Below are 20,403 nucleotides of genomic sequence, written 5' to 3' on the forward strand. Positions count from 1 at the left end.
GGTGGTGGTGAGATGCCTTGCGCCCTAGTCCCAGGACCGGCAGGCGCGAGGATGGTGGAGCAGGCATTCGGGGCCCTCCGGCGTGACGAGGACCATCTCGCCGAGCGCCGCGCCGCCCAGGCCGGGCACGAACAGGTTCGGGTGCAGCTCGAACAGCATGCCGGGCGCCAATACGAGATCGGAAGCTGCAGCAGGCGGTGCGCCGGGATCGAAATGCTGGCGGAAGACTGCGGTGGTCAGCGGCTCCTCATAGGAGAAGCCGAGGCCGTGCCCGTTGCGGAAGCGCCGCATGCGCTGGCGCTCGGAACCATCGACACGCTCGGCCAACACGGCCTCCATGGCCCGCTCGGCGCCCGCCAGCGGCAGGCCCGGGCGCAGCGCCGACAGGCCTGCCTCCAGCATGGCGCCGGCATGGCCGGCGAGTTCGCGATGCTCGGCCTTCTGCGGCCCGATGCTGCCCATCCGAATGCCATGCCCCCAATGACCGTCGGCGGTGAGCGCGACGCCGAACAGGACCTGATCGCCATGTTCGGGTACCCGCCGGGCCTCCGCCGGCCAGTAGCGCGGATAGTCCGCCGCCGGCGCGATGGTCAGCCAGGTCCGGCAATAATCGGCGCCCTGCCTGCGCGCCTCGGTTTCGAGATCGAGCTGAATCTCCCAGGCCGGGCGTCGCCGCGCCAGCTCCGCACCGAGCCGGCCGAAGAGCAGGTCGCACAACGCGGCCGCGTCGCGATGCCGGCTCAGGGCGGCTGCATCCTTGACCAGCCGCAACCGCGCTGCGGCGTCGTCGAGCGACGGGCCGGCGGCAAAGCCGTCTGCCGTCAGCCCGGCGTCGACCTGCCGGGGCAATTCCCCGAAACCGACCGTCGCGACGCAGGTGCCGTGCATCCGCGCCGCGAACACCTTGCCCCAGTCGAGCGGCGGAACATGCTCGGCAGCGAGATCCGGCCGCAATTCACGCGCCAGCGGCAGCATGAATGGGCTGCCGACCAGGAGATACGCGGAATCGCTGGTGATGATCAGCAGCGACAGGCTCTCATGCCCGTCCCAGCCGCTGAAGAAACGCAGGGCACCATGCGAGGCGCTGCCGGCGCCAAGGGCGCTGCCGAAGCCAAAGACGGCAGCGCATTCCGCGCCGTGATCGCGCGCGAGATGCAGCAGGGCGTCTCGCCGCTCCGCGAGCAGGTCCGTGGTGTCGCTCGGCGCCCTGACCATCATTGCATGTCAGACCGGACGACGACGGCAGCGCCCGGGACAAGGCGCTCCGAAATGACGATGTCTGCAACCTTCAAGGCGACCCCTCTGCCGCGGCTTTGAAGCCGTCTATGCATCGGTATTGCAGGGCATCGGGGGCGTTGCTGTCCAATCGTATGTTTGGAACCTAGGTATAAGCCGGATTTATCACCTGCCCGCGCCGGCAGCGTCCTGCCTTGCGACCGCCTGCGCCATGCGTGCGATGACGCGGGAGGGATGACTGTCGGGCCCGTCGATCCAGCTCGCGGTGAAGCTGAGATCGGGCAAAGGATCGGCTTCGACTTCGACGATCTGCAACTCGCCGCGCTCGAGTTCGCGGCCGAGGAAGACCGGCGTGATCACGGCCGTGCCGATGCCGTCGAGCACCATCCGCACCACCATCGAGAGCGAGGCGCTGCCATACATGCGTGGCGTCGGGATGCCGGCGCGCATCAGCATGTCGCGGACCTGCCGGTAGGGCGAGCTGTTGGACGGATAGGTGATGATCGGCAGCCCGGCGATGCGGGCGAGCGTGACCGGGCCGGGGCCGAGCCCGGCGCCAGGCTTGACGACCCAGGCGAGCGGATAGGTGCAGAGCGGCAGGTTCTCCACCCGCGCTTCGAGCACCGGGCCGAGCAGGAAAGCGAGATCGATCTGGCGCGCCATCAAATGGGATTGCAGCACATGGGTGCTGTCCACCTCGATCTCGAGGACGAGCGCCGGATAGGCGACATGGACCTCCTCGATCAGCCTGGGCAGCCAAGTCTGGACGATGGTCTCGGCGACCCCGATGCGCAATGTGCCGCTCATCGTGCTCTGGTCGCGGGCGGCCCGCATCATGTCGCGGCGCGCCTGCATCATCCGTTCGGCATGGGCGAGCAGCTCCTGGCCCTTGGCGGTGAGCTTGACGCCACGCGCAGCGCGCTCGAACAGGCGCACGCCGAGCGCCGCCTCCAGCGAGGCGATCCGGTGCGAGATCGCGGGCTGGGTCGTGCCGAGCTTCTCCGAGGCGGCCCGCAGGCTGCCGAGCGCAGCCGCCCAGAAGAAGGTCTCGATATTGCGCAGGTCGATCATGGCGCGATGATGCGGGGAATCCGGGCTGGAACCAACAAAAAGCCGGCTGCGGCGCGGAGCGGGCCGCCGCCGCCCGAAGGCAGGAAGCCGTCGAGGCCTCGTCCCCGGATGGCTCATGGCGAATCGGCGACGTTGACCCGCTCGCGCGGCCACCGGCCGCGATGAAACATCGAGAACCCGATCGTCCTCTCTGGCGCTCCGTCGGGTCTTGAGAACACCAGTCCCGCTTGGTTTTCGGACCCGCCGTACTTTTTCAACACAATCCGCCATGAGCGACTTTCGGTGCTTGCCCGGAACCGGGCATTCGGATTCCGCCGACTCCGCTTCATTGCTCCGGCTTCTGATGCGGCCTCGTCGGACGACCAGCGCACGCTCGGTCTGGTAGCCGCCGGCGGTTCTGAAGGCTGCTCCGTGGCGCGCGATCGCACGGCACGCCGTCTGACGTCCGCCCCTCGTCTTGCCGGAATCAGCGCAACTGGCCGTCTTTTGCCGATGCTGCGTTAGGCTGATCGGCGTCACGAAACAGGTTCAGGATGAGCTCGCGTGCCCAGCGCAGCATGGCGTTCTGCGCGTGGCGGCGGCTCCAGTGCAGCGCGACGCTGAAATCGCGCTGCGGCAAAGCCGGCTCGAGCAAGGCGAAGGCGCCGACCGGCTCCAGACCAAGGCCGATCTGACGCGGCATCAGCACGGCGAGGTCGGTGGCGCGGATGATTGGCGGCAGCGCCGTGAAGCTGGAGACGACCAGGCGGATGCGCGGGTCGAGATGCAGCATCTCCAGCATGCGCTGCGTCTGAGCATGTGAGCGCACGGCGACGAAATCCAGCTTCGCGATGTCATCGGCGCTCAAGGCACCGCCGAGGGCCTGCTGTGTGACCGGATGGTCGGCGCGCACGAAGACCTGGTAGCGATCGCTCAGCATTTCCGCATGAGCAGTGCCGCTGACCGTCGGAAGATAGCCGAGCGCGAAATGCAGCTGGCCATTGTCCAGCGCCTCCGAGATCGCCTCATGCGGCCAGGCTCGTGCGGTAATCCGCAGGTGTGGTGCGATCTCACGGAAGGTCGTCATCAGCGGCGGCAGGAAGCGGCCTTCGCCGATATCGCTGAGATGCAGGCGCAACTCCGCGTCCGTGGTGGCGGGATCGAAGCTCTCTCCCTCGTTCAGGCCCGCTTCGAGCAGGGCGAGGCCGGCCTGGACCGAACGCGCGAGCCGCTCGGAACGGGCGGTCGGCCGCACACCGCCGGTGACGCGCTCGAACAGCGGATCGCGCAACAGCAGGCGCAGGCGGGTCAGGGCCTGGCTCGTCGCCGGCTGCGAGAGGCCGAGCTCCTCGGCCGCACGGCTGACATTGCGGGTGCGGTAGACCGCATCGAACAGCCTCAGCAGGTTGAGGTCGATCGAATCGATATTCGCCATGCGAATAATACTTAGTCGCTTCATCTAATTGAGCAATGGCAGGCGCGTCGTCACAGTGCCTTCGATCCGAGGGACGCTCATGCCAGCCGACAGCCCATCATCCTCCGCCCGCCCGAGCGTCCGCGAGGCCGTGCTCGACCTGCTGCGCCAGCTTGGGATCGACACCGTCTTCGGCAATCCCGGCTCGACCGAACTGCCGATGTTCCGTGAGTACCCCGAGGACTTCCGCTACGTGCTCGGCCTGCAGGAAGCGGTCGTCGTCGGCATGGCCGATGGCTATGCCCAGGCGACGCGCAATGCGGCCCTGGTCAACCTGCACTCGGCCGCCGGCGTCGGCCATGCCATGGGCAACATCTTCACGGCGTTCAAGAACCAGACGCCGCTCCTGATCACCGCCGGCCAGCAGGCGCGCCCGATCCTGCCCTTCGACCCCTTCCTGGCCTCGGTGCAGGCGACCGAGCTGCCGAAGCCCTACGTCAAATGGGCGATCGAGCCGGCGCGCGGCGCCGACCTGCCCCGGGCGCTGGCGCGGGCCTACCACATCGCCATGCAGCCGCCGCGCGGCCCGGTCTTCATCTCGATCCCGGCGGATGACTGGGACCAGCCGGGCGAGTTCGTCCTGCCGCGCCGCGTCAGCCAGGCGCTGGCGCCGGCGCCGGAGGCGATGGCGGCTATCGCCGAGCGTCTCAATGCCAGCAAGCGGCCGGCCTTCGTCGTCGGCGCGGGCGTCGCCCGCGACCAAGCCGTCGACGATGTCGTCGCACTCGCCGAGCGCCATCAGGCTTCGGTCTATGTCCCGCCGATGAGCGCGCGCTGCGGTTTCCCCGAACGCCACCCGCAGTTCTGCGGCTTCCTGCCGGCGATGCGCGAGACGATCGTCGAACGCCTCAGCCCCCACGACTTCATTCTCGTGCTGGGCGCGCCGGCCTTCACCTATCATGTCGAGGGCAACGGCCCGCATGTCCCTGAAGGCGCCGGGCTCGCGCAGATCGTCGACGATCCGCAGCAGGCCGCCTGGGCGCCGGTCGGCGACAGCGTCGTGGCCAGCCTCGATCTCGGCGTGCGGGCGCTGCTCGCCGCGAGCGTCCCCCAGGCCGGGCGCGAGGCGGCGCGGTCCCGTCCCGCCCCGCCTGCACCATCGCCGGGCGTGCCGATGTCGGCCGCCTACGCGCTCTCGGTGATCGATCGGGAGCGTCATGCCGACGACGTCGTGGTCGAGGAGGCGCCGAGCACCCGCTCGACCATCCAGACCTATCTGCCGATGAACGGAGCCGACAGCTTCTACACCATGGCGAGCGGCGGGCTCGGCCACAGCATGCCCGCGGCAGTGGGCATCGCGCTCGCCCGCCGGCGCCTGAAGCTGCCGGGCCGGGTGATCGCGCTGATCGGCGACGGCTCCAGCCTCTATTCGATCCAGGCGCTCTACAGCGCCGCGCAGCTCGACCTACCGATGACCTTCCTGATCCTCAACAATCGCCGTTATGCGGCGCTGCAGGATTTCGCGCCGGTTTTCGGCTACGCGCCGAACGACAAGCCGGCCGGGACCGAGCTGCCGGGCATCCACTTCACGCAACTGGCCGGTGGTCAGGGCGTGCCGGGCGAGCGGGTCGAGCGCCCCGAGGATCTCGCCCCGCGCCTGCGCGCCGCCTTCGCCGCGCCCGGCCCGAACCTGATCGACGTCGTGATCGCCTGAGCTTCGAGGACCGAGAGATGACCAGCACCGAGACCATCAATCTCCTGATCGGCGGCCAAGCGGCCGCCGCGACCGGCGGACGCGTCTTCGAGCGCCGCAATCCGCTCGACGGCTCTGTCGCCAGCCGCGCCGCCGCGGCGACGCCGGACGATGCCCGCGCAGCCGTCGATGCGGCTGCCCGCGCCTTCCCGGCCTGGTCGCAGACGCCGCCGGCCAAGCGCCGCGAATTGCTGGTCAAGGGCGCGCATGCGCTGGAAGCCCGCGCCGCCGACTTCACTGCCGCGATGTCGGCCGAGATCGGCGCTTCCGCCATCTGGGCCGGCTTCAACGTCCATCTCGCCGCCGACATGCTGATCGAGGCCGCCGCGCTGACGACGCAGATCAGCGGCGAGGTCATCCCCTCCAATGTCGCGGGCAGCCTCGCCATGGCGGTGCGCCAGCCGGCCGGCGTCGTGCTCGGCATGGCGCCGTGGAACGCGCCGGTCATCCTCGCCACGCGCGCCGTCGCGGTGCCGCTCGCCTGCGGCAACACCGTCGTGCTGAAGGGCTCCGAGCTCTGTCCGCGCACGCATGGGCTGATCATCGCGGCGCTGCAGGAAGCGGGGCTGCCGGAGGGCGTCGTCAACTTCGTCACCAATGCGCCGGAGGACGCCGCCGACGTCGTGGCGGCGATGGTGGCCCATCCCGCGATCAGGCGGGTCAACTTCACCGGCTCGACCCATGTCGGCCGGATCATCGCCAAGCTCTGCGCCGAGCATCTGAAGCCGGTCGTGCTCGAGCTCGGCGGCAAGGCGCCGGCGCTCGTCCTCGACGATGCCGATCTCGACGCGGCGGTCGCCGGCATCGCCTTCGGCGCCTTCGCCAATTCCGGCCAGATCTGCATGTCGACCGAGCGCATCGTGGTCGACAGCCGCGTTGCCGACGACTTCGTCGCCAGGCTCGCCGCCAAGGCAGCGAGCCTGGCCCTCGGTGATCCCCGCAAGGGACCGGTGGTGCTCGGCTCCGTCGTCGATAGGAAGGCGGTCGAGCGCTGCAACGCCCTGATCGACGACGCGCTCGCCAAGGGCGCGACCTTGGTCTGCGGCGGCAAGTCCGAGACGACCTTGTTCCCGGCGACGCTGCTCGACCATGTCATCCCGGCGATGCGGATCTATGCCGAGGAGAGCTTCGGCCCGGTCAAGGCGATCGTCCGCGTCGACGGCGAGGAGGCGGCGATCGCCTGCGCCAACGACAATCCCTATGGGCTCTCGGCCGCCGTCTTCACCCGCGACACGGCGCGCGGCTGGCGCGTCGCGGCCCGGATCGAGTCCGGCATCTGCCATGTCAACGGTCCGACCGTGCATGACGAGGCGCAGATGCCGTTCGGCGGCGTCAAGGACAGCGGCTATGGCCGCTTCGGCGGGCGCGCCGGCATCGCGGCCTTTACCGAATTGCGCTGGCTGACGCTGCAGACCGCGCCGCGGCACTACCCGTTCTAGGCGTGCAGATGGGTGTGATCCGGATCTCGATCCCCGGCGCAGGCGCGATGGCTCGCTGTTCGGCGGGCTCCTGGCGGAGGTGGGTCATGCCGCAGGACCTGCAGGCAAACCGCCCGACCGAGATCGAGACGCTGAACGGCGCGGTCATGCGTGCCGCCGAACGGCACCGCATCGCGGTTCCACGAACCGAGACGCTCTACACATCGGTAAAGCTGGCGGAGCACGCCGCCTGAGGACCGCACGCGGGAAAACTCGCGGCGGCAGGAATGAGGGGAGAAGGGCCTATGCAGGAACCCGTGCCGGGTGCGCCGGCAAACGATCCGATCATGTTCGGACCGTCCGGGCGCGTGCTGCTGGCGGTAGCGAAGGTTCTGGCGATCGCCGGAGGTTTGCTCTTCGTCGGCCTCGTCGCGATGTCGATCGTCTCGATCGTCGGCCGCAAGCTGTTCTCCGCGCCGGTTCCCGGCGATGTCGAGCTCCTGCAGATGACCGCCGCTGCCGCTGCCGCCGCCTTCTTCGCCTATTGCCATCTCAACCATGGCGACGTGAAGGTCGATTTCTTCACGGCCGCGGCCCCACCCCGGATCAACCATGCGCTCGACGCCTTCGGCTCGCTGCTGGTCGGGCTGGTCGGGACGGTGCTGACCTGGCGCGTTTATGTCGGCGCGATCGGCACGCAGGAAGCGGGCGAGGCCTCGGCGATCCTCGACATCCCCGTCTGGTGGGCGCAGATCGCCATGGTCCCGGGCTTTGCGATGCTGGCGCTGGCCGGCTTCTACATGGCGGCGTGCCATGCGCGGGAAGCGACGCATCGTCGGGAGACCCGTCGGTGAGCGGGATCTCGGTCGGCTTCACCATCTTCGCCTGCCTGCTGACGCTGATGGCCTTTCGCGTGCCGATCGGCATCGCGATGTTCGTCGCCGGCTCCGGCGGCTATGTCTACCTGATGGGCGGCAACTGGGCGCCCTGGCTCAATATCCTGAAATCCATCCCTTATGCCCGCCTGTCGAACTACGACCTGACGGTCATCCCGCTCTTCCTGCTGATGGGTCAGTTCGCCACCCATGGTGGCCTGTCGGCGAGCCTGTTCCGCTGCGTCAGCGCCTTCATCGGCCATCGCCGCGGCGGCGTCGCCATGGCGGCGATCGGCGCCTGCGCCGGCTTCGGCGCGATCTGCGGCTCCTCGCTCGCGACCGCGGCGACGATGGGCCAGGTCGCCCTGCCGGAGCTGCGCCGCTATCGCTATTCGGGCAGCCTCGCCACCGGCGCGCTCGCAGCCGGCGGCACGCTCGGCATCATGATCCCGCCCTCCGTGCCGCTGGTGATCTATGCGATCCTGACGCAGGAATCGATCGGCAAGCTGTTCATGGCCGCCGTCCTGCCCGGGCTGATCGCGATGCTCGGCTACATGTTCGTGGTGCAGCTGATCGTCAGGCGCAATCCGAAGGCCGGGCCGGCCGGCCCGCGCGCGCCCTGGCCGGAGCGGCTCAAAGTGCTCGCCGGGGTGCTGCCCGTGATCCTCGTCTTCGTCCTGGTCATCGTCGGCATCTATGGCGGCTGGGCGACGCCGACCGAGGCGGCGGCGATCGGGGCCGCGGCCTGCGGCGCGATCGCCGTGATCAGCGGCGGCATGCGCATGCGTGGCCTGATCGACAGCGCGCTCGGCACGGCGCAGGCGACGGCGATGATCCTGCTCGTCCTGCTCGGCGCCGACATGCTGAACACGGCGCTCGCCTTGTCGCAGATGCCGACCGAGCTCGCGGCCTGGGTCAAGGACAGCGGCCTCGCCCCGCTCTTCGTGCTGGCGATGATCCTGCTGATCTACATCCTGCTCGGCTGCGTCATGGACTCGCTGGCGATGATCCTGCTGACGATCCCGATCTTCTATCCGATGATGATCGGGCTCGACTTCTACGGCATGTCGGTCGAGGACAAGTCGATCTGGTTCGGCATCCTGGCGCTGATGGTGGTCGAGATCGGCCTGGTGCATCCGCCGGTCGGGATGAACGTCTACATCATCAACCGCCTCGCCAAGGACGTGCCGCTGGTCGAGACCTTCAAGGGCGTGATGCCCTTTCTGGCCTCGGACCTCGTCCGCATCGTCCTCCTCGTCGCCTTCCCCGCGATCTCGCTCGTCCTGGTCAAGACATTCGGCGCGCTGTGAGGCGGTTCACTCAACCACAAGCAAACGCACAGGGAGGTGCAGCATGAACAAGCAGCAGACATCGATCCTCAACCGGCTCTGCGCCGGTCTCGTCCTCGGCGGGCTGGCGAGTTTCGCCGGCATCTCGCAGGCGGCGGCGCAGCAGGTCATCCTGCGCGTCCACCATTTCCTGCCCTCGACCTCGAGCGCGCAGGTCAAGCTGATCCAGCCCTGGTGCGACAAGATCGCCAGGGAGTCCGGTGACAAGCTGAAATGCCAGATTTACCCCGCGATGCAGCTCGGCGGCACGCCGGCGCAGCTCTTCGACCAGGTGCGCGACGGCGTGGTCGACGCGATCTGGACCGTGCCGACCTATGCCGCCGGCCGCTTCGCCAAGTCCGAGGTCTTCGAACTGCCCTGGATGGTGGTGACGGCCAAGGCCGGCAGCCGCGCCTTCTGGGACTATGTCGAGAAGAACGCTGAGGACGAGTTCAAGGGCGTGAAGCGGGTGTTCATGCACGTTCATGACGGCGCGCTTTTCCACTTCACCAGCAAGCAGCCGAAGACGCTTGCCGACATGAAGGGGCTGAAGATCCGGGCCGCGACCCGCGCCAATTCGAAGATGCTCGCGGCACTCGGCGCGACCCCGGTGCAGATGCCGCTGCCAGCCGTGCCGGAATCGCTCGCCAAGGGCGTCGTCGACGGCGCGGCGGTGCCGTGGGAAGGCTCGCCGGCGATCAAGCTCGCCGAGATCGCCAAATACCATCTCAACGTGCCGGCCGGCGCGCCACGCATCTCGAACACGATCTTCCTGTTCGGGATGAACCAGGCGAAATATGACGCCTTGCCGGCCGATCTGAAGAAGGTGATCGACGCCAATAGCGGGCCGGAGACCTCGGCCTGGGCCGGCGAGACCGGCTTCGACGCGGTGGTCGAGCCCTTCAAGAAGCAGGCGGCCGATCTCGGCGGCGTGTTCTATGACCTGCCGCAGGACGAGTACAAGCGCTGGGTGGAGGCGACCGCCTCGGTCGAGGAGGACTGGGTCAAGGAGGTCGGAGCGAGAGGTGCTGACGGCAAGAAGCTGCTCGCCGACGCCCGCGCGCTGATCCGGCAATACGGCAAGTGAGCGGGGCTGCCTGAAGACAGCCGGCGGCCGGTCATCGGCGCCGGCGATGGACGTGTCGGCGGGAGTGGGTGAGAACACCTGTCTCCGCGCCATCGTCCAGCTCTCGGTTTTGAGCCGCCGGCATTCGGCTCTGCCGCTGCCGAGAGACCTGGCCGGATCAGCAGCCCAGAACCAATAAATGCAATCATGCATCCGCCGAAAGCGCAGCGCTGCCGTTGCTCAGGGCGACAGCAGCGGGCGGATGCGCGCGAGATTGTCGATCGTGTGCGAAAGGTGGCTTCTGAGACGGGCGGCCGCGGACATCTGCAAAGCCCTTCGTCTTGCGGCCGTGCAAGCGGTCCGCGTGGTCGGGTGTTTGATCGCTATTGCGGCTCGATCCCGAACTCCTTGATCAGCGCGCCCATGCTCGCGATCTCCTTGCCGAGAAAGGCGGCGGCGCCGGCCGGGGTGGCGAGGGCGCCGACATCGACGTCGAAGCCGAGCGACGGCGCGCGCTCGCGAACATCGGGCTGCTGCTGCGCTTCGGCGATCTTCTGGCTCAACCTCTCGATGATCTCGGGCGAGGTGCCGGCCGGCGCCATGACCATGAACCAGCCGCCGATATCGGCGCTCGGCAGCGATTCGGCGATCGCCGGCACCTTCGGGAGCGATTTGAGGCGCCGCGTGCCGGCGACCGCGATCGGGCGCAGCGTGCCTTCCTTGATGAAGGGCTCGGCGACGGAGGCGGACTGGATCGTCGCCTGGACGCGGCCGGCGATCGTGTCCTGGATCGAGTTCGCGGCGGAGGCATAGGGGACGAGCACCATGCCGATGCCGGCGCGCCGGTTGATGGTCTGGCCGATCAGCCCGGAGATGTTGCGCTCGCTGTCGACCGCGAGGCTGATCGCGCTCGGCTTCACCTTCTCCTGGGCGATCAGATCGGCGAGTGAGTTGATCGGCAGCTTCGGGTCGACGAGCAGGACATGGTGGCTGCGCGCGACCAGTGCCACCGGCGCGAAATCCTTCAGCGGGTCGTAGGGCAGCTTCTTGAAGGTGTGCGGATTGGTCGAGAGCGAGGCCGAGGTGGCGAACAGGAAAGTGTAGCCGTCGGGCGTCGCCCGGGCGACGGCCTGGGTCCCGACGATGTTGGCGGCGCCGGTCCGGTTCTCGACATAGACCTGCTGGCCGAGGCTGCGCGAGAGCTTGTCGGCGATGACGCGCGCCAGGATGTCGGGGCTGTTGCCCGCCGCCTGCGGCACCACCAGGGCGATCGGGCGCTGCGGCCAGCTCTGGGCAGGCGCCGGCGTCGCCGCCGCCAATGCGACGGCGGCCGAGAGGAGCAACCATCTGGGCTTGAGCATCGTTTCCTCCGGGATCGTTATCGTTGGGGGTTGGGCTTGCGGTGGACGGTCAGGTCTCGTCGGCGACGCCGTTGCGCAGCGTGCCGAGCCGGTCGATCTCGACCTCGACGCTGTCGCCGGGCTTGAGCCAGAGCGGCGGGGTGCGCTTGGCGCCGACGCCGCCCGGCGTGCCCGTGGCGATCACGTCGCCGGGCTCGAGCCGCGTGAAGGCCGAGCAGTATTCGATGATCCGCGGCACATCGAAGATCATCTGGTCGAAGGTCGCGTCCTGCACGACCTGGCCGTTGACCCGCGTCTGCAACCTGAGGCCGTCGAGCGCGCCGAGCTCGTCCGGCGTCATCATCCAGGGGCCGAAGGCGCCGGTGCCGGGAAAGTTCTTGCCCGGCGTGAACTGGTGGGTGTGGCGCTGGAAGTCGCGGACGCTGCCGTCATTGTAGCAGGCATAGCCGGCGACATGGCCGAAGGCGTCGGCGCGGGCGATATGGCGGCCGGGCTTGCCGATGATCACGGCGAGCTCGCCCTCGAAGTCGAGCTCGTGCGAGAGGCGCGGCCTGACGATGTCGGCGCCATGGCCGATCTGCGAATTGGCGAAGCGGGCGAAGATGGTCGGGTTCTCGACCTCGGCGCGGCCGGTCTCCTTGCGGTGCATCTCGTAGTTCAGGCCGACGCAGAGGATCTTGTCGGGGTTCGGCAGCACCGGCAGCCAGGTGATCGCCGAGAGCCGATGGCGCGGGGCGCCGGCCGCCGCGGTCGCGACCTCGCGGAGAGCATCGGCAGCGATGGCCGATTTCAGGTCGGGATAGCGGCCGCGCAGGGCTACGCCGAGATCGGCGATCTGGTCGCCTTCGACCAGCCCCCAGCTTGGGGTGCCGTTGATCTGGAAGGTCGCGAAACGCATCGGGTGAGGTCCTCTTACGGGGTCGAGCAGATGGGCTGGGTCTGGTGGCAAGCGGCCGCGCCCGTGGCGAGAGCGGCTCGCAGCTCGTCGATCAGGACAGCGAGTCCCGCTGCGCCGGCGGCCGTGCCGAAGACGTAATGGTCCGGCCTGACGAGCGCGGCGCGGCAGCCATGCCTGGCGAACCAGTCGGCGAGCACGCCGTCGCGCTCGACGACAGCGATATCGATTCCAGGCGCGCCGGCGGGCGATCCGCTGCTGCTGGACACGGCGATCAGGTGTAAGCCGAGCGCGCGCGCCTGCCGCACGAGCGCCGGCGGCAGCTTGTCGGCCAGCGTCGGCTCGAGAACGAGCCGCAGCCCGGCGCCGGCGACCGCGTCGAGCCGGCCATGCCCCGCCGGCGTCTTCACCCAGGGCTGCGGGAAGAGCGTGCCCTTCGCCGCGTCGTCGCGGGCGGTCAGCAGGCCGGTGACGAGCGGCGGGACGATCTCCTGGCGCGTGATCGTGCGCGGACGGCCGCCGCCTTCGGCGAGGATGCGGGCATCGCGCGCGCGGGCGGCTGCCGGGTCGCGCTCGCAGATCACCTGGCCGATCGCCTTGATCCGCGTGGTGAGCTCGCGGACATGGCGGCTGCGCTCGGCCTCGTAGCTGTCGAGCAAGCTCTCGTCCGAGAGGCCGCCGAGTACCCGTGCCAGCTTCCAGATCAGGTTGGCGACGTCGCGCACGCCCTGGCACATGCCCTGGCCGATGAAGGGCGGCTGCTGATGCGCTGCGTCGCCGGCGATGAAGACGCGGCCGTCGCGCCAGCGCTCGGCGACCAGGGCGTGGAAGCGATAGCTCGCGGCGCGCCAGAGCGTCGCGTCTTCCGGCGTCAGCCAGGGAGCGAGCAGCTTCCAGACCTGCTCGGGCTTCTGGGCTTCCTGCGGGTCCTCGCCCGGCAAGAGCATGATCTCCCAGCGGCGATGATTGCCGGGCCCGATGATGAAGGTGGTCGGGCGGCGCGGGTCGCAGTATTGCGCCGCGCTCTGCGGCAGCTTGCCGGCGGCATCCGCGTTCACCAGCACGTCGACGACCAGCCAGGGCTCGTCGAAGACGAGGTCGGCGAGCCGGATGCCGAGCCGTTCGCGTACCCCGCTGGAAGCGCCGTCGCAGGCGATCACATAGTCGGCACTCACCGTCCGGCGCGTGCCGTCGTCGCCTGCCAGGATCAGCATGACGCCGGTCGGCGTCTGCTCGAAACCGACGAGCTCGGTGCCGAGCGAGATCTCGATGCTCCGATAGCGCTGTGCATGCTCGCGCAGGGCGGCCTCCACCGGCGGCTGGGTGAAGACCATGGTCGGCGTGTAGCCGAGCGGATAGGGCTCCGGCACCATGTCGATGCGGCGGATGAGCTGGCCGTCGGCGCCGAAATGCTCGGAGGCCGGAAAGGGCGCCACATGAGGCAGGACCTCGTCGGCGACGCCGAGATTGTCGAGGAGCCGCATGATCTCGTGATCGATCGCGATGGCGCGCGGCTTGTCGTAGACCGCGCGCTGGCGGTCGATGACGAGGCTGCTGATGCCGTGCTGCCCGAGCAGGCTCGCAGCGACCGCGCCGCTCGGGCCGAAGCCGATGACGGCAACCTGGTAGTCGTTCCCGGATGGGGAGCTTGGTGCGTTCAAGGGAGACGTCCTGCCGTTCGGCTGATCAGGGAGTGACCGGCGGGGTCGCCGGGGAGCGGTAGACGATCGCGGTCTGCGCCGACTTGACGTGGTCGGCCTTGGGCGGCGCGATGCCCCAATGGTCGGTCCGGCCCGGCGGCCAGATCCACTCCTCCGGCCCGCGCATCCGATAGCTGTCGTCGACCTGCAGCACCTCGGCGGTGAACTCGACGACGAAGCCGACCGGATCGATGAAATAGGCAAAGACATTGTCGCCCGGCCCGTGCCGGCCGACGCCCCAGGCGATCGGATAGCCGGCGTCCACGAGACGGCCGGAAGCCCGCATCACCGATTCCCAGTCGGGCAGCAGGAAGGCGATGTGGTTGAGCCCGTTCGCCCTGGCCTCGGCGAGCACCACGGCGTGGTGGTCGCTGTTGCAGCGCAGGAAAGCCATCAGCTTCGAACGGTCGGTCAGGACGAAGCCCAGCGCCCGCTCGTAGAACGCCGTCTCCGCGTCGACATCTGCGCTGTTGAGGTTGACATGCGCCAGCCGCAGCGGCCGGTCGCGCTCTTCCCGGGCATCGGCGTGGAGCCGGTCGCCCTGGACGAAGCGGAAGACGCCGCCCTGCGGCTCGCGGATCGCCATCACCGTCCCGCCATCCGGCTCGGGGTTGGCGGAGGGGGGCGCCAGCAGCGTGGCGCCATGGCCGACCGCGCGTGTGGCGAGCGCGCCGAGGTCCTCGGAGGCGCCGGTCCGGAAGGTCACGGACAGGATCGCCGGGCTGTCGCTGGAATGGAGGGCGAGGACATGGTGATCGGCGCCGCTCGCGCGCAGATAGACGACGCCGTCCTGCCGGGCGGCGACGGACAGGCCCCAGACCCGCGTGTAGAAGCGCTCGGAGAGCGCGAGGTCCGGCGTGCCGATGGCGACGCTGCGCAGGCCGGTGACGGGGAAATGGGTCATGTCAGGCCTCGCCCTTGCGCCCGAGGAAGGTCGCGGCGTTCCCGGCGAGCAGCCGCTGACGCAGGCGCTCGTCGGCGAAGGCCGCTTCGATGCGGCCGACCGGGTTCCGCTCGTGGAAATTGAACGGATAATCCGTGCCGATCATGACTTGCGTCTCGCCGAACAGGCCGGTCAGATGCCTCAGCGTCGGCTCGTCATAGACCAGCGCGTCGTAGAACAGGCGCCGGGCCTGCTCGGTCGGCGAGAGCGCGATGCTCTCCCGCAGCGCCGGGAAGACACGCCGGCCTTCCTCCAGTCGCGGCAGCAGCAGGCCGAGCGTGCCGCCGCCATGGCTGAAGGCGATCCGCAGCTTCGGCCGGCGCAGCATCAGGTTCGAGGTGATCACCGAGGCTGCGGCGAGCCCGACATCGCCGGGATAGGCCAGTACCTGCTGCAACTGCGCCGGGCCGACCAGCCGGTCCTGGCCGCAGGGACGCACGGCATGGACGAAGACCGCCGCGCCGAGCTCCTCGGCCGCCTCGAAGAACGGATCGAAATCGGGCGCGCCGATCGGCCTGCCGTTGACATTGCTGCCGAGCTCGACGCCGGCGAAGCCGGGCTGCCGCATCAGCCGGGAGAGCTCCGCCAAAGCAAGGTCCATGTCCTGCAGCGGCACCGCGCCGAGGCCGACGAGCCGTCCACCGGCCTCCACCACCATGCCCGCGATCTGATCGTTGACATAGCGCAGCAATTCGCCGGCGGGCGCGGCCTCCATCCAGTAGGACAGCAGTTCCGGCATCGGCGAGATCGCCTGCAGCGAAAGCCCTATCTCGTCGAGATCGGCGAGGCGCTTCAGCACGTCCCAGCAGCGATCCGAGACGGTGCGATAGGTGCGGCCGTCGATGACGATATGCCGGTGGCAGTCATGGGCGGAGGCGGTCGACGGCCAGCCAGCCGGGCGCGCGCCACGAAGATAGGCGGGAAACGTCGCCGGCACGACATGCGCGTGAATGTCGATGCCGCAGGCGCAGCGGGCCCTCGTCCGGCCCTTCTCGACTGCTGCTGCCGGCACCGCCGTTCCCCCATATTGCAGATTTCTATCTCCGCTCTCTTATATTGCGAAATTTACGGATGTGAAGCATAAAATTTATAAATCATTTGCAGGAGCTGAAGCGTGTACAAATCGAGCCGGAGAATCGCGATGGCGCCGGGCCTGTCGCAGCCCGATCCAGCCGAGGTCCAATCGCTCCGCATGAACGCGCCCGCTTCCTCGACCCGCACGCTGGACCTTTATGACAAGCTGCGGGAGGATTTGTTGTCCGGGCGGCTGAAGCCGGGGCAGAAGCTGCAGATGCGCTTCCTGATGGAGGCCTATCAGGCAGGGCAGACGCCCCTGCGCGAAGCGCTGAACCGTCTGACGGCCGAGGGGCTGGTCGAGGCGCGCGAGCAGCGCGGCTTCCTGGTCGCGCCGGTCAGCCGCTCGGAATTGCGCGAATTGACGATGACGCGCTGCTGGCTCGAGGCGCTGGCCCTGCGCAAGGCGATGGAAGCGGCGACGCCAGCCTGGGAGGAGGAACTGGTGGTCGCCCATCACCGGCTCAGCCGCACGCCCCGATCCCTGAATCCCGAGCAGTTCGAGGACAATCCGGACTGGGAGCGGCTGCACCGGATCTTCCACCGCACGCTGATCAGCCAGTGCGGCTCGGCGCCGCTGATCGGCTTCTGCGACCAGTTGGCGGACCGGCTCTATCGCTATCGCCGTCTCTCGATCCGGCACGCCTTCCCGAGCCGCAAGGTCGCCGACGAGCACCAGGCGATCGTCACGGCGGTGCTGGATCGGGACGTCGAGCGCGCCGTCGAACTGCTCATGCGGCACTACCAGCAGACGGCGGACGTGATCCTCGAGGATCCGTCGCTGTGAAGTGAATGCCTTGCTGCCCTGCCCCGGAAGCGGGCATTGATCGACAGTCCGAAAGCGGACGCCTGATAACGAGCGTTCTTCCCCTGGAGCCCGTTCCGATCAGCTTGCACCGCAAGCTGATCGGTGAATCCGTCCCTAAGCCGCTGCAACGTGCATTCTCAGGTGTCGAGCGATGGCGATCTTGATAGCGACGAGGATGGGGGCTGCGACGACGAAGAGCAGGGCCACGGCGTTGAAGGCGGTGTCGAAGGCGATCACTGCGGATTGATTGGTGACGGCACGGCCGAGCAGGCTTGCTGCTGCCCGGCTGGCGGCCGCTGCATCCAGCCCTTTCGCGGTGACCATCGCCGTCAAGGCGGAGAGCCTCTCGATGACCGCGGGCTTTCCGGCGGCAACATTGGCGCCGAGGGCCGCGAGATTGGCGATGGTGTGGTGGTCGATCAGCGTCTGGAGGGTCGCGATCCCGATCAGGCCGCCGAGCTGGCGACCGGTATTGAAGAGGCCGATCCCGCCGGCGAGCCGGCGCGCGTCGAGCTGGCCGAAAGTGATCAGCGTGATCGAACGGAACAGGAAGCCGAGGCCGAGGCCGCGCAGCAGCACGCCCGCCATCATGTCATCGGCGCCGCTCTCGTTGTTCGAGCCGGAGAGCAGCCACACCCCGCCCATCAGGATCAGGATGCCGAAGGGGACGGTGGCGAAGGGCGGCAGATGTCGGAACTGGACGAGCAGGGCGACGAGGAGGAGCGTGGCGATGAAGGGCGCGCCGCTCGGCTGCAGGAGTTCACCAGCCTCGCCCGCGGTGAAGGCGAGGACTGAGGTGGCGAAGGCCGGGATCACGAAGGCGCTGCCGGAGAGGGCGGCGCCGGCGACGAAGCTGACGATGAAGGCAAAGGTGAAGTCGTTCGCGCCGAACAGGCTGAAGTCGATGAGGCCACGGCCCTTCGCCATCGCCTGCTGGACGAGGAGGTCAACAGCGCGGGGGTGCCGATCAATGTCAGCCAGAGGATGCGCGGCTCGTCGCGTGAACGTCCTGCCTGTCCAAGGACATCTGCAGCTCCGTCACCGAGCGCAGCATCGAACTAGTCTGGGGATGATTTTTCTTGGGCGCGAAGCCATTTCACAGGGTCTCTCTCGGAATCAGCTCGGAGACGATCAACTCAAATAGATCTGATTCGTCAGAGAGAGGAAACTCTCGCTTGTGGCAAAAAAGTCCGAAGCATCCATGCAGGTCGTCGTAGTTATATGGAAATTTGTGACCTTGCTCAAGTCCGAAGTACGGAACTCTGAATTCGGGAACAAGCACAAATCCGATGCCGCCCTCAACAAGAATCCTAAGAGATTCATAATCGTCGACTTCGGCCATCACTCGATACGGAATATCGGCACCCTCCAGATAATTCCGCGTCAAGGCGGCGCTGGCCGACTTCGGGCCCTCCAGTATAATCGGCACCGGGTCGGCCACCTCGCTCGAGAACCGTAATTGCCGCGATGCAACCCAACTGAGCGGCACTTCAATCACCAGATCCGGGCGAGCCTCCTTCGGGTGAACTGGTCGAAAGACCGCGTGAAGCTCCCCGGAATTGAACCGCTCTGACAGTTCCGCCGGAGCGGAAACGGTGATCTGAAAGCGATCCAGCAAATCGACGATGACCACTCCGCGTGACATCAGGACCGAGAATGCGCTGTAGCAAATCCCAATGCGGCGTCTCTTGGACCAGGGGGATCGTTTAAGCTCAGTCAGCTCGTCACTTCTTTTCAAAATTGCCTCACAAATTTCCATAACTCGCACGGCATCTTCGCCGGCCACCAATTTATTTCCAACACGGGAGATAATTTTTCTTCCAAAAATTTCTTCAAATTTCCGAACGTGAAATGTGACAGCCGGCTGAGTCATGCCGATTTCGTTCGATACAATGGTCATGTTTCTCTTTTTTAATACCTGATGAACGACCTTTATTGTTTCGAATGTGAGGCGGGAAGACCATTTAGGCATAAAAATATACCTTCCTATACACCTAAATTGTCGCGTAGGAGTCTCGATCCTGCCGGCCGCGATTACCCCGAGGCATGCAATGCCCACGCTTTATTTGCAAATAAACTCAAATCTGAGATAATATCGAAATTAATAACTTCGCTCTCCAATCAGTCAAGATGCTTTTAATTGAAATATGAATTCCGTCTATTGGAGAATTGAAGTTCAACTATATATAGATGCTGTATTACATCTGTTCAAAGTTGAAGAATTGATTCACAAGAATGTCAATACAATCGAGGTTTATATTGAATTCAGAACGCAAACTTATGAATTATAGCGGGCCGGCCGCTCATCGAAGACCTGACTGTTGCTCCGCCGCGCAGCGCCTCAAGCTGCCCTCTCGTCGTCCGTTACCAGGCCGAACGACTGCCTGCTCAAGCGCTGCAGTCGCTTCGGCCTCGTAGTCGATGGCGGATGGAGCTGCCTGAAGAGCAGTGCACAGTCTGCGCGGATTCGCTCGCGGCAGAAAGATTTGGTTCGCCGCACAGTCGCGATAGAGGGCCGCCAAGCGGCTGTAGCGGTACCTATCCCGATGACGCGCGATGTACTCGTCCCAGAGAATAGGAGCGTCACGTGCTTGTGTCTGAGCTCACGGTGGGCCTCCGTGGCGACGCCGATCACCGCGGCGAAGCTCGACGACGTCGCCCCGCTGGTATGGCATGTGGCCGTGCCTGCCTGCCTCGCAGAGCCGGTTCACCGAACTGTTGCAGTGGAGTTGGCAGGCGGCGGCGCGCAGCGACCTGGCGGGCCGCTACGATGTGCGGCGACAGCTGTGCCGCGCAATAACTCGCAAAGAGTGATCCAGCTATCAGCGGGCGATTCCTCGCGACGTCAAGAGGGGGTGGGAATGCCTTCAGACCCGTTGGATGCAAGCAGCCGTTCCAGAAGGCGAATGGCCTCTGCCGCTTGCGTTTGCTGCTCCCGCATATACTCGAGTTGCGCCTTGAGTTTCTCGGGCGAGAACTTGCCAGCTTTGATCTCAGAAAGCGTGAAGCCCATTCTGGAGAACTCGAGTATCTGGGCCAGACGCGCCCGGTCGACGTCACGGTAACGACGGTCGGAACCATCCCGTGTCGGGGTCAAGAGGCCGCGCTCCTCGTAGAAGCGTAGCGCCCGCGGAGTAACACCAAACTCTTCAGCCAATTCGCCGATTGTAAACGTAGCGATAGCAGACACTATTGTCCTCATGCTCGGGTGAAAGGCAGGTCATTCTCAAGCGGGCCTACGGGCGCCTGCGTATTGCTGAGCGTGACCATCGCGGCACGATGGCGCGCCGAGGATTGGTTCTGCTCCAATGCCTCATGGAAGCCGGCTGCCACCATCTCGACGGCCTCCCCGCACACGCTCGAAGCCTTGCCCAGTCACGCCGAGAAGCGGCTGCTCAGGCCTGGACATCTGGAGACCTGTTCGAGCAGAGTGTCCAGCAGATGAGTTCCAAGGTTGAGCTGAGATTTTCGATCTCTGTATG

General features: G+C 67.0%; 17 protein-coding genes and 1 pseudogene. 7 read left to right on the forward strand and 11 right to left on the reverse strand.

Going from position 1 to position 20,403, the window contains the following annotated elements; all coding sequences use genetic code 11:
• Window positions 1-24 precede the first annotated feature (24 nt).
• From CS1GBM4_RS11045 to CS1GBM4_RS11055, 3 genes are all read right to left on the reverse strand, one after another.
• On the reverse strand, window positions 25-1,215 hold the full coding sequence (locus tag CS1GBM4_RS11045; RefSeq protein WP_186418772.1) for a M24 family metallopeptidase: 1,191 nt from the start codon (window positions 1,213-1,215) through the stop codon (window positions 25-27).
• A 186-nt stretch (window positions 1,216-1,401) separates the two neighbouring features.
• Window positions 1,402-2,307 (reverse strand): LysR family transcriptional regulator, encoded by a 906-nt coding sequence (locus CS1GBM4_RS11050; protein WP_186418773.1) that lies wholly within the window; start codon window positions 2,305-2,307, stop codon window positions 1,402-1,404.
• 466 nt (window positions 2,308-2,773) lie between these two features.
• Window positions 2,774-3,745, reverse strand: a complete 972-nt coding sequence (locus tag CS1GBM4_RS11055; RefSeq protein WP_186418774.1) for a LysR family transcriptional regulator — start codon at window positions 3,743-3,745, stop codon at window positions 2,774-2,776.
• Window positions 3,746-3,800: 55 nt separating this feature from the next.
• Here CS1GBM4_RS11055 and mdlC point away from each other — a divergent pair, with 55 nt between their 5' ends.
• From mdlC to CS1GBM4_RS11085, 6 genes are all read left to right on the forward strand, one after another.
• Window positions 3,801-5,414: a benzoylformate decarboxylase gene (gene mdlC, locus CS1GBM4_RS11060; protein WP_186418775.1), complete on the forward strand. Its 1,614-nt coding sequence runs from the start codon at window positions 3,801-3,803 to the stop codon at window positions 5,412-5,414.
• A gap of 17 nt (window positions 5,415-5,431) precedes the next feature.
• Entirely contained in the window at window positions 5,432-6,892 is a 1,461-nt protein-coding gene (locus tag CS1GBM4_RS11065; protein WP_186418776.1) for an aldehyde dehydrogenase, read from the forward strand.
• Between the two features lie 86 nt (window positions 6,893-6,978).
• The gene (locus CS1GBM4_RS11070; RefSeq protein ID WP_210201572.1) at window positions 6,979-7,125 is read left to right on the forward strand and encodes a ketopantoate reductase C-terminal domain-containing protein; all 147 of its coding nucleotides are present in this window, start codon (window positions 6,979-6,981) and stop codon (window positions 7,123-7,125) included.
• A 93-nt stretch (window positions 7,126-7,218) separates the two neighbouring features.
• Window positions 7,219-7,725: a TRAP transporter small permease gene (locus CS1GBM4_RS11075; protein ID WP_210201573.1), complete on the forward strand. Its 507-nt coding sequence runs from the start codon at window positions 7,219-7,221 to the stop codon at window positions 7,723-7,725.
• Window positions 7,722-9,056 (forward strand): TRAP transporter large permease, encoded by a 1,335-nt coding sequence (locus CS1GBM4_RS11080; RefSeq protein ID WP_186418779.1) that lies wholly within the window; start codon window positions 7,722-7,724, stop codon window positions 9,054-9,056. The genes CS1GBM4_RS11075 and CS1GBM4_RS11080 overlap by 4 nt, the downstream gene beginning before the upstream one ends.
• A gap of 43 nt (window positions 9,057-9,099) precedes the next feature.
• Window positions 9,100-10,161: a TRAP transporter substrate-binding protein gene (locus CS1GBM4_RS11085; RefSeq protein ID WP_186418780.1), complete on the forward strand. Its 1,062-nt coding sequence runs from the start codon at window positions 9,100-9,102 to the stop codon at window positions 10,159-10,161.
• 362 nt (window positions 10,162-10,523) lie between these two features.
• Here CS1GBM4_RS11085 and CS1GBM4_RS11090 read toward each other — a convergent pair whose 3' ends face one another.
• From CS1GBM4_RS11090 to CS1GBM4_RS11110, 5 genes are read right to left on the reverse strand one after another with little or no spacing between them, the layout of a single operon-like run.
• Window positions 10,524-11,501, reverse strand: a complete 978-nt coding sequence (locus tag CS1GBM4_RS11090; RefSeq protein WP_186418781.1) for a tripartite tricarboxylate transporter substrate-binding protein — start codon at window positions 11,499-11,501, stop codon at window positions 10,524-10,526.
• A gap of 49 nt (window positions 11,502-11,550) precedes the next feature.
• Window positions 11,551-12,399: a fumarylacetoacetate hydrolase family protein gene (locus CS1GBM4_RS11095; RefSeq protein WP_186418782.1), complete on the reverse strand. Its 849-nt coding sequence runs from the start codon at window positions 12,397-12,399 to the stop codon at window positions 11,551-11,553.
• Window positions 12,400-12,413: 14 nt separating this feature from the next.
• Window positions 12,414-14,057, reverse strand: coding sequence for a bifunctional 3-(3-hydroxy-phenyl)propionate/3-hydroxycinnamic acid hydroxylase (locus CS1GBM4_RS11100; RefSeq protein ID WP_186418783.1), 1,644 nt, complete (start codon window positions 14,055-14,057; stop codon window positions 12,414-12,416).
• Window positions 14,058-14,082: 25 nt separating this feature from the next.
• Window positions 14,083-15,000: a VOC family protein gene (locus tag CS1GBM4_RS11105; RefSeq protein WP_186418784.1), complete on the reverse strand. Its 918-nt coding sequence runs from the start codon at window positions 14,998-15,000 to the stop codon at window positions 14,083-14,085.
• Between the two features lies 1 nt (window position 15,001).
• On the reverse strand, window positions 15,002-16,051 hold the full coding sequence (locus CS1GBM4_RS11110) for an amidohydrolase family protein (RefSeq protein ID WP_186418785.1): 1,050 nt from the start codon (window positions 16,049-16,051) through the stop codon (window positions 15,002-15,004).
• Between the two features lie 180 nt (window positions 16,052-16,231).
• On the opposite strand from CS1GBM4_RS11110, the gene CS1GBM4_RS11115 reads away from it, so the two are divergent.
• Complete coding sequence (locus CS1GBM4_RS11115; protein WP_186418813.1) at window positions 16,232-16,900, forward strand: GntR family transcriptional regulator; 669 nt, start codon at window positions 16,232-16,234, stop codon at window positions 16,898-16,900.
• A gap of 135 nt (window positions 16,901-17,035) precedes the next feature.
• Here the strand turns inward: CS1GBM4_RS11115 and CS1GBM4_RS11120 are convergent.
• From CS1GBM4_RS11120 to CS1GBM4_RS11130, 3 genes and pseudogenes are all read right to left on the reverse strand, one after another.
• Window positions 17,036-17,919: pseudogene (locus CS1GBM4_RS11120) on the reverse strand (MFS transporter); the annotation flags it as partial.
• Between the two features lie 98 nt (window positions 17,920-18,017).
• Window positions 18,018-18,893 (reverse strand): LysR family transcriptional regulator, encoded by an 876-nt coding sequence (locus tag CS1GBM4_RS11125; RefSeq protein WP_348522321.1) that lies wholly within the window; start codon window positions 18,891-18,893, stop codon window positions 18,018-18,020.
• Between the two features lie 873 nt (window positions 18,894-19,766).
• Window positions 19,767-20,111, reverse strand: a complete 345-nt coding sequence (locus tag CS1GBM4_RS11130; RefSeq protein WP_244607172.1) for a MerR family transcriptional regulator — start codon at window positions 20,109-20,111, stop codon at window positions 19,767-19,769.
• Window positions 20,112-20,403 lie beyond the last annotated feature (292 nt).

Origin of the sequence: Allobosea sp. CS1GBMeth4, assembly GCF_900185715.1 — a bacterium.
Lineage (GTDB): Bacteria > Pseudomonadota > Alphaproteobacteria > Rhizobiales > Beijerinckiaceae > Allobosea.

Coding starts and splice junctions, on each gene's coding strand:
- CS1GBM4_RS11045 (WP_186418772.1), bottom strand. CDS start 1,215: ATGGTCAGGGCGCCGAGCGACACCACGGACCTGCTCGCGGAGCGGCGA.
- CS1GBM4_RS11050 (WP_186418773.1), bottom strand. CDS start 2,307: ATGATCGACCTGCGCAATATCGAGACCTTCTTCTGGGCGGCTGCGCTC.
- CS1GBM4_RS11055 (WP_186418774.1), bottom strand. CDS start 3,745: ATGAAGCGACTAAGTATTATTCGCATGGCGAATATCGATTCGATCGAC.
- mdlC (WP_186418775.1), top strand. CDS start 3,801: ATGCCAGCCGACAGCCCATCATCCTCCGCCCGCCCGAGCGTCCGCGAG.
- CS1GBM4_RS11065 (WP_186418776.1), top strand. CDS start 5,432: ATGACCAGCACCGAGACCATCAATCTCCTGATCGGCGGCCAAGCGGCC.
- CS1GBM4_RS11070 (WP_210201572.1), top strand. CDS start 6,979: ATGCCGCAGGACCTGCAGGCAAACCGCCCGACCGAGATCGAGACGCTG.
- CS1GBM4_RS11075 (WP_210201573.1), top strand. CDS start 7,219: ATGTTCGGACCGTCCGGGCGCGTGCTGCTGGCGGTAGCGAAGGTTCTG.
- CS1GBM4_RS11085 (WP_186418780.1), top strand. CDS start 9,100: ATGAACAAGCAGCAGACATCGATCCTCAACCGGCTCTGCGCCGGTCTC.
- CS1GBM4_RS11090 (WP_186418781.1), bottom strand. CDS start 11,501: ATGCTCAAGCCCAGATGGTTGCTCCTCTCGGCCGCCGTCGCATTGGCG.
- CS1GBM4_RS11095 (WP_186418782.1), bottom strand. CDS start 12,399: ATGCGTTTCGCGACCTTCCAGATCAACGGCACCCCAAGCTGGGGGCTG.
- CS1GBM4_RS11105 (WP_186418784.1), bottom strand. CDS start 15,000: ATGACCCATTTCCCCGTCACCGGCCTGCGCAGCGTCGCCATCGGCACG.
- CS1GBM4_RS11115 (WP_186418813.1), top strand. CDS start 16,232: ATGAACGCGCCCGCTTCCTCGACCCGCACGCTGGACCTTTATGACAAG.
- CS1GBM4_RS11125 (WP_348522321.1), bottom strand. CDS start 18,893: ATGCCTAAATGGTCTTCCCGCCTCACATTCGAAACAATAAAGGTCGTT.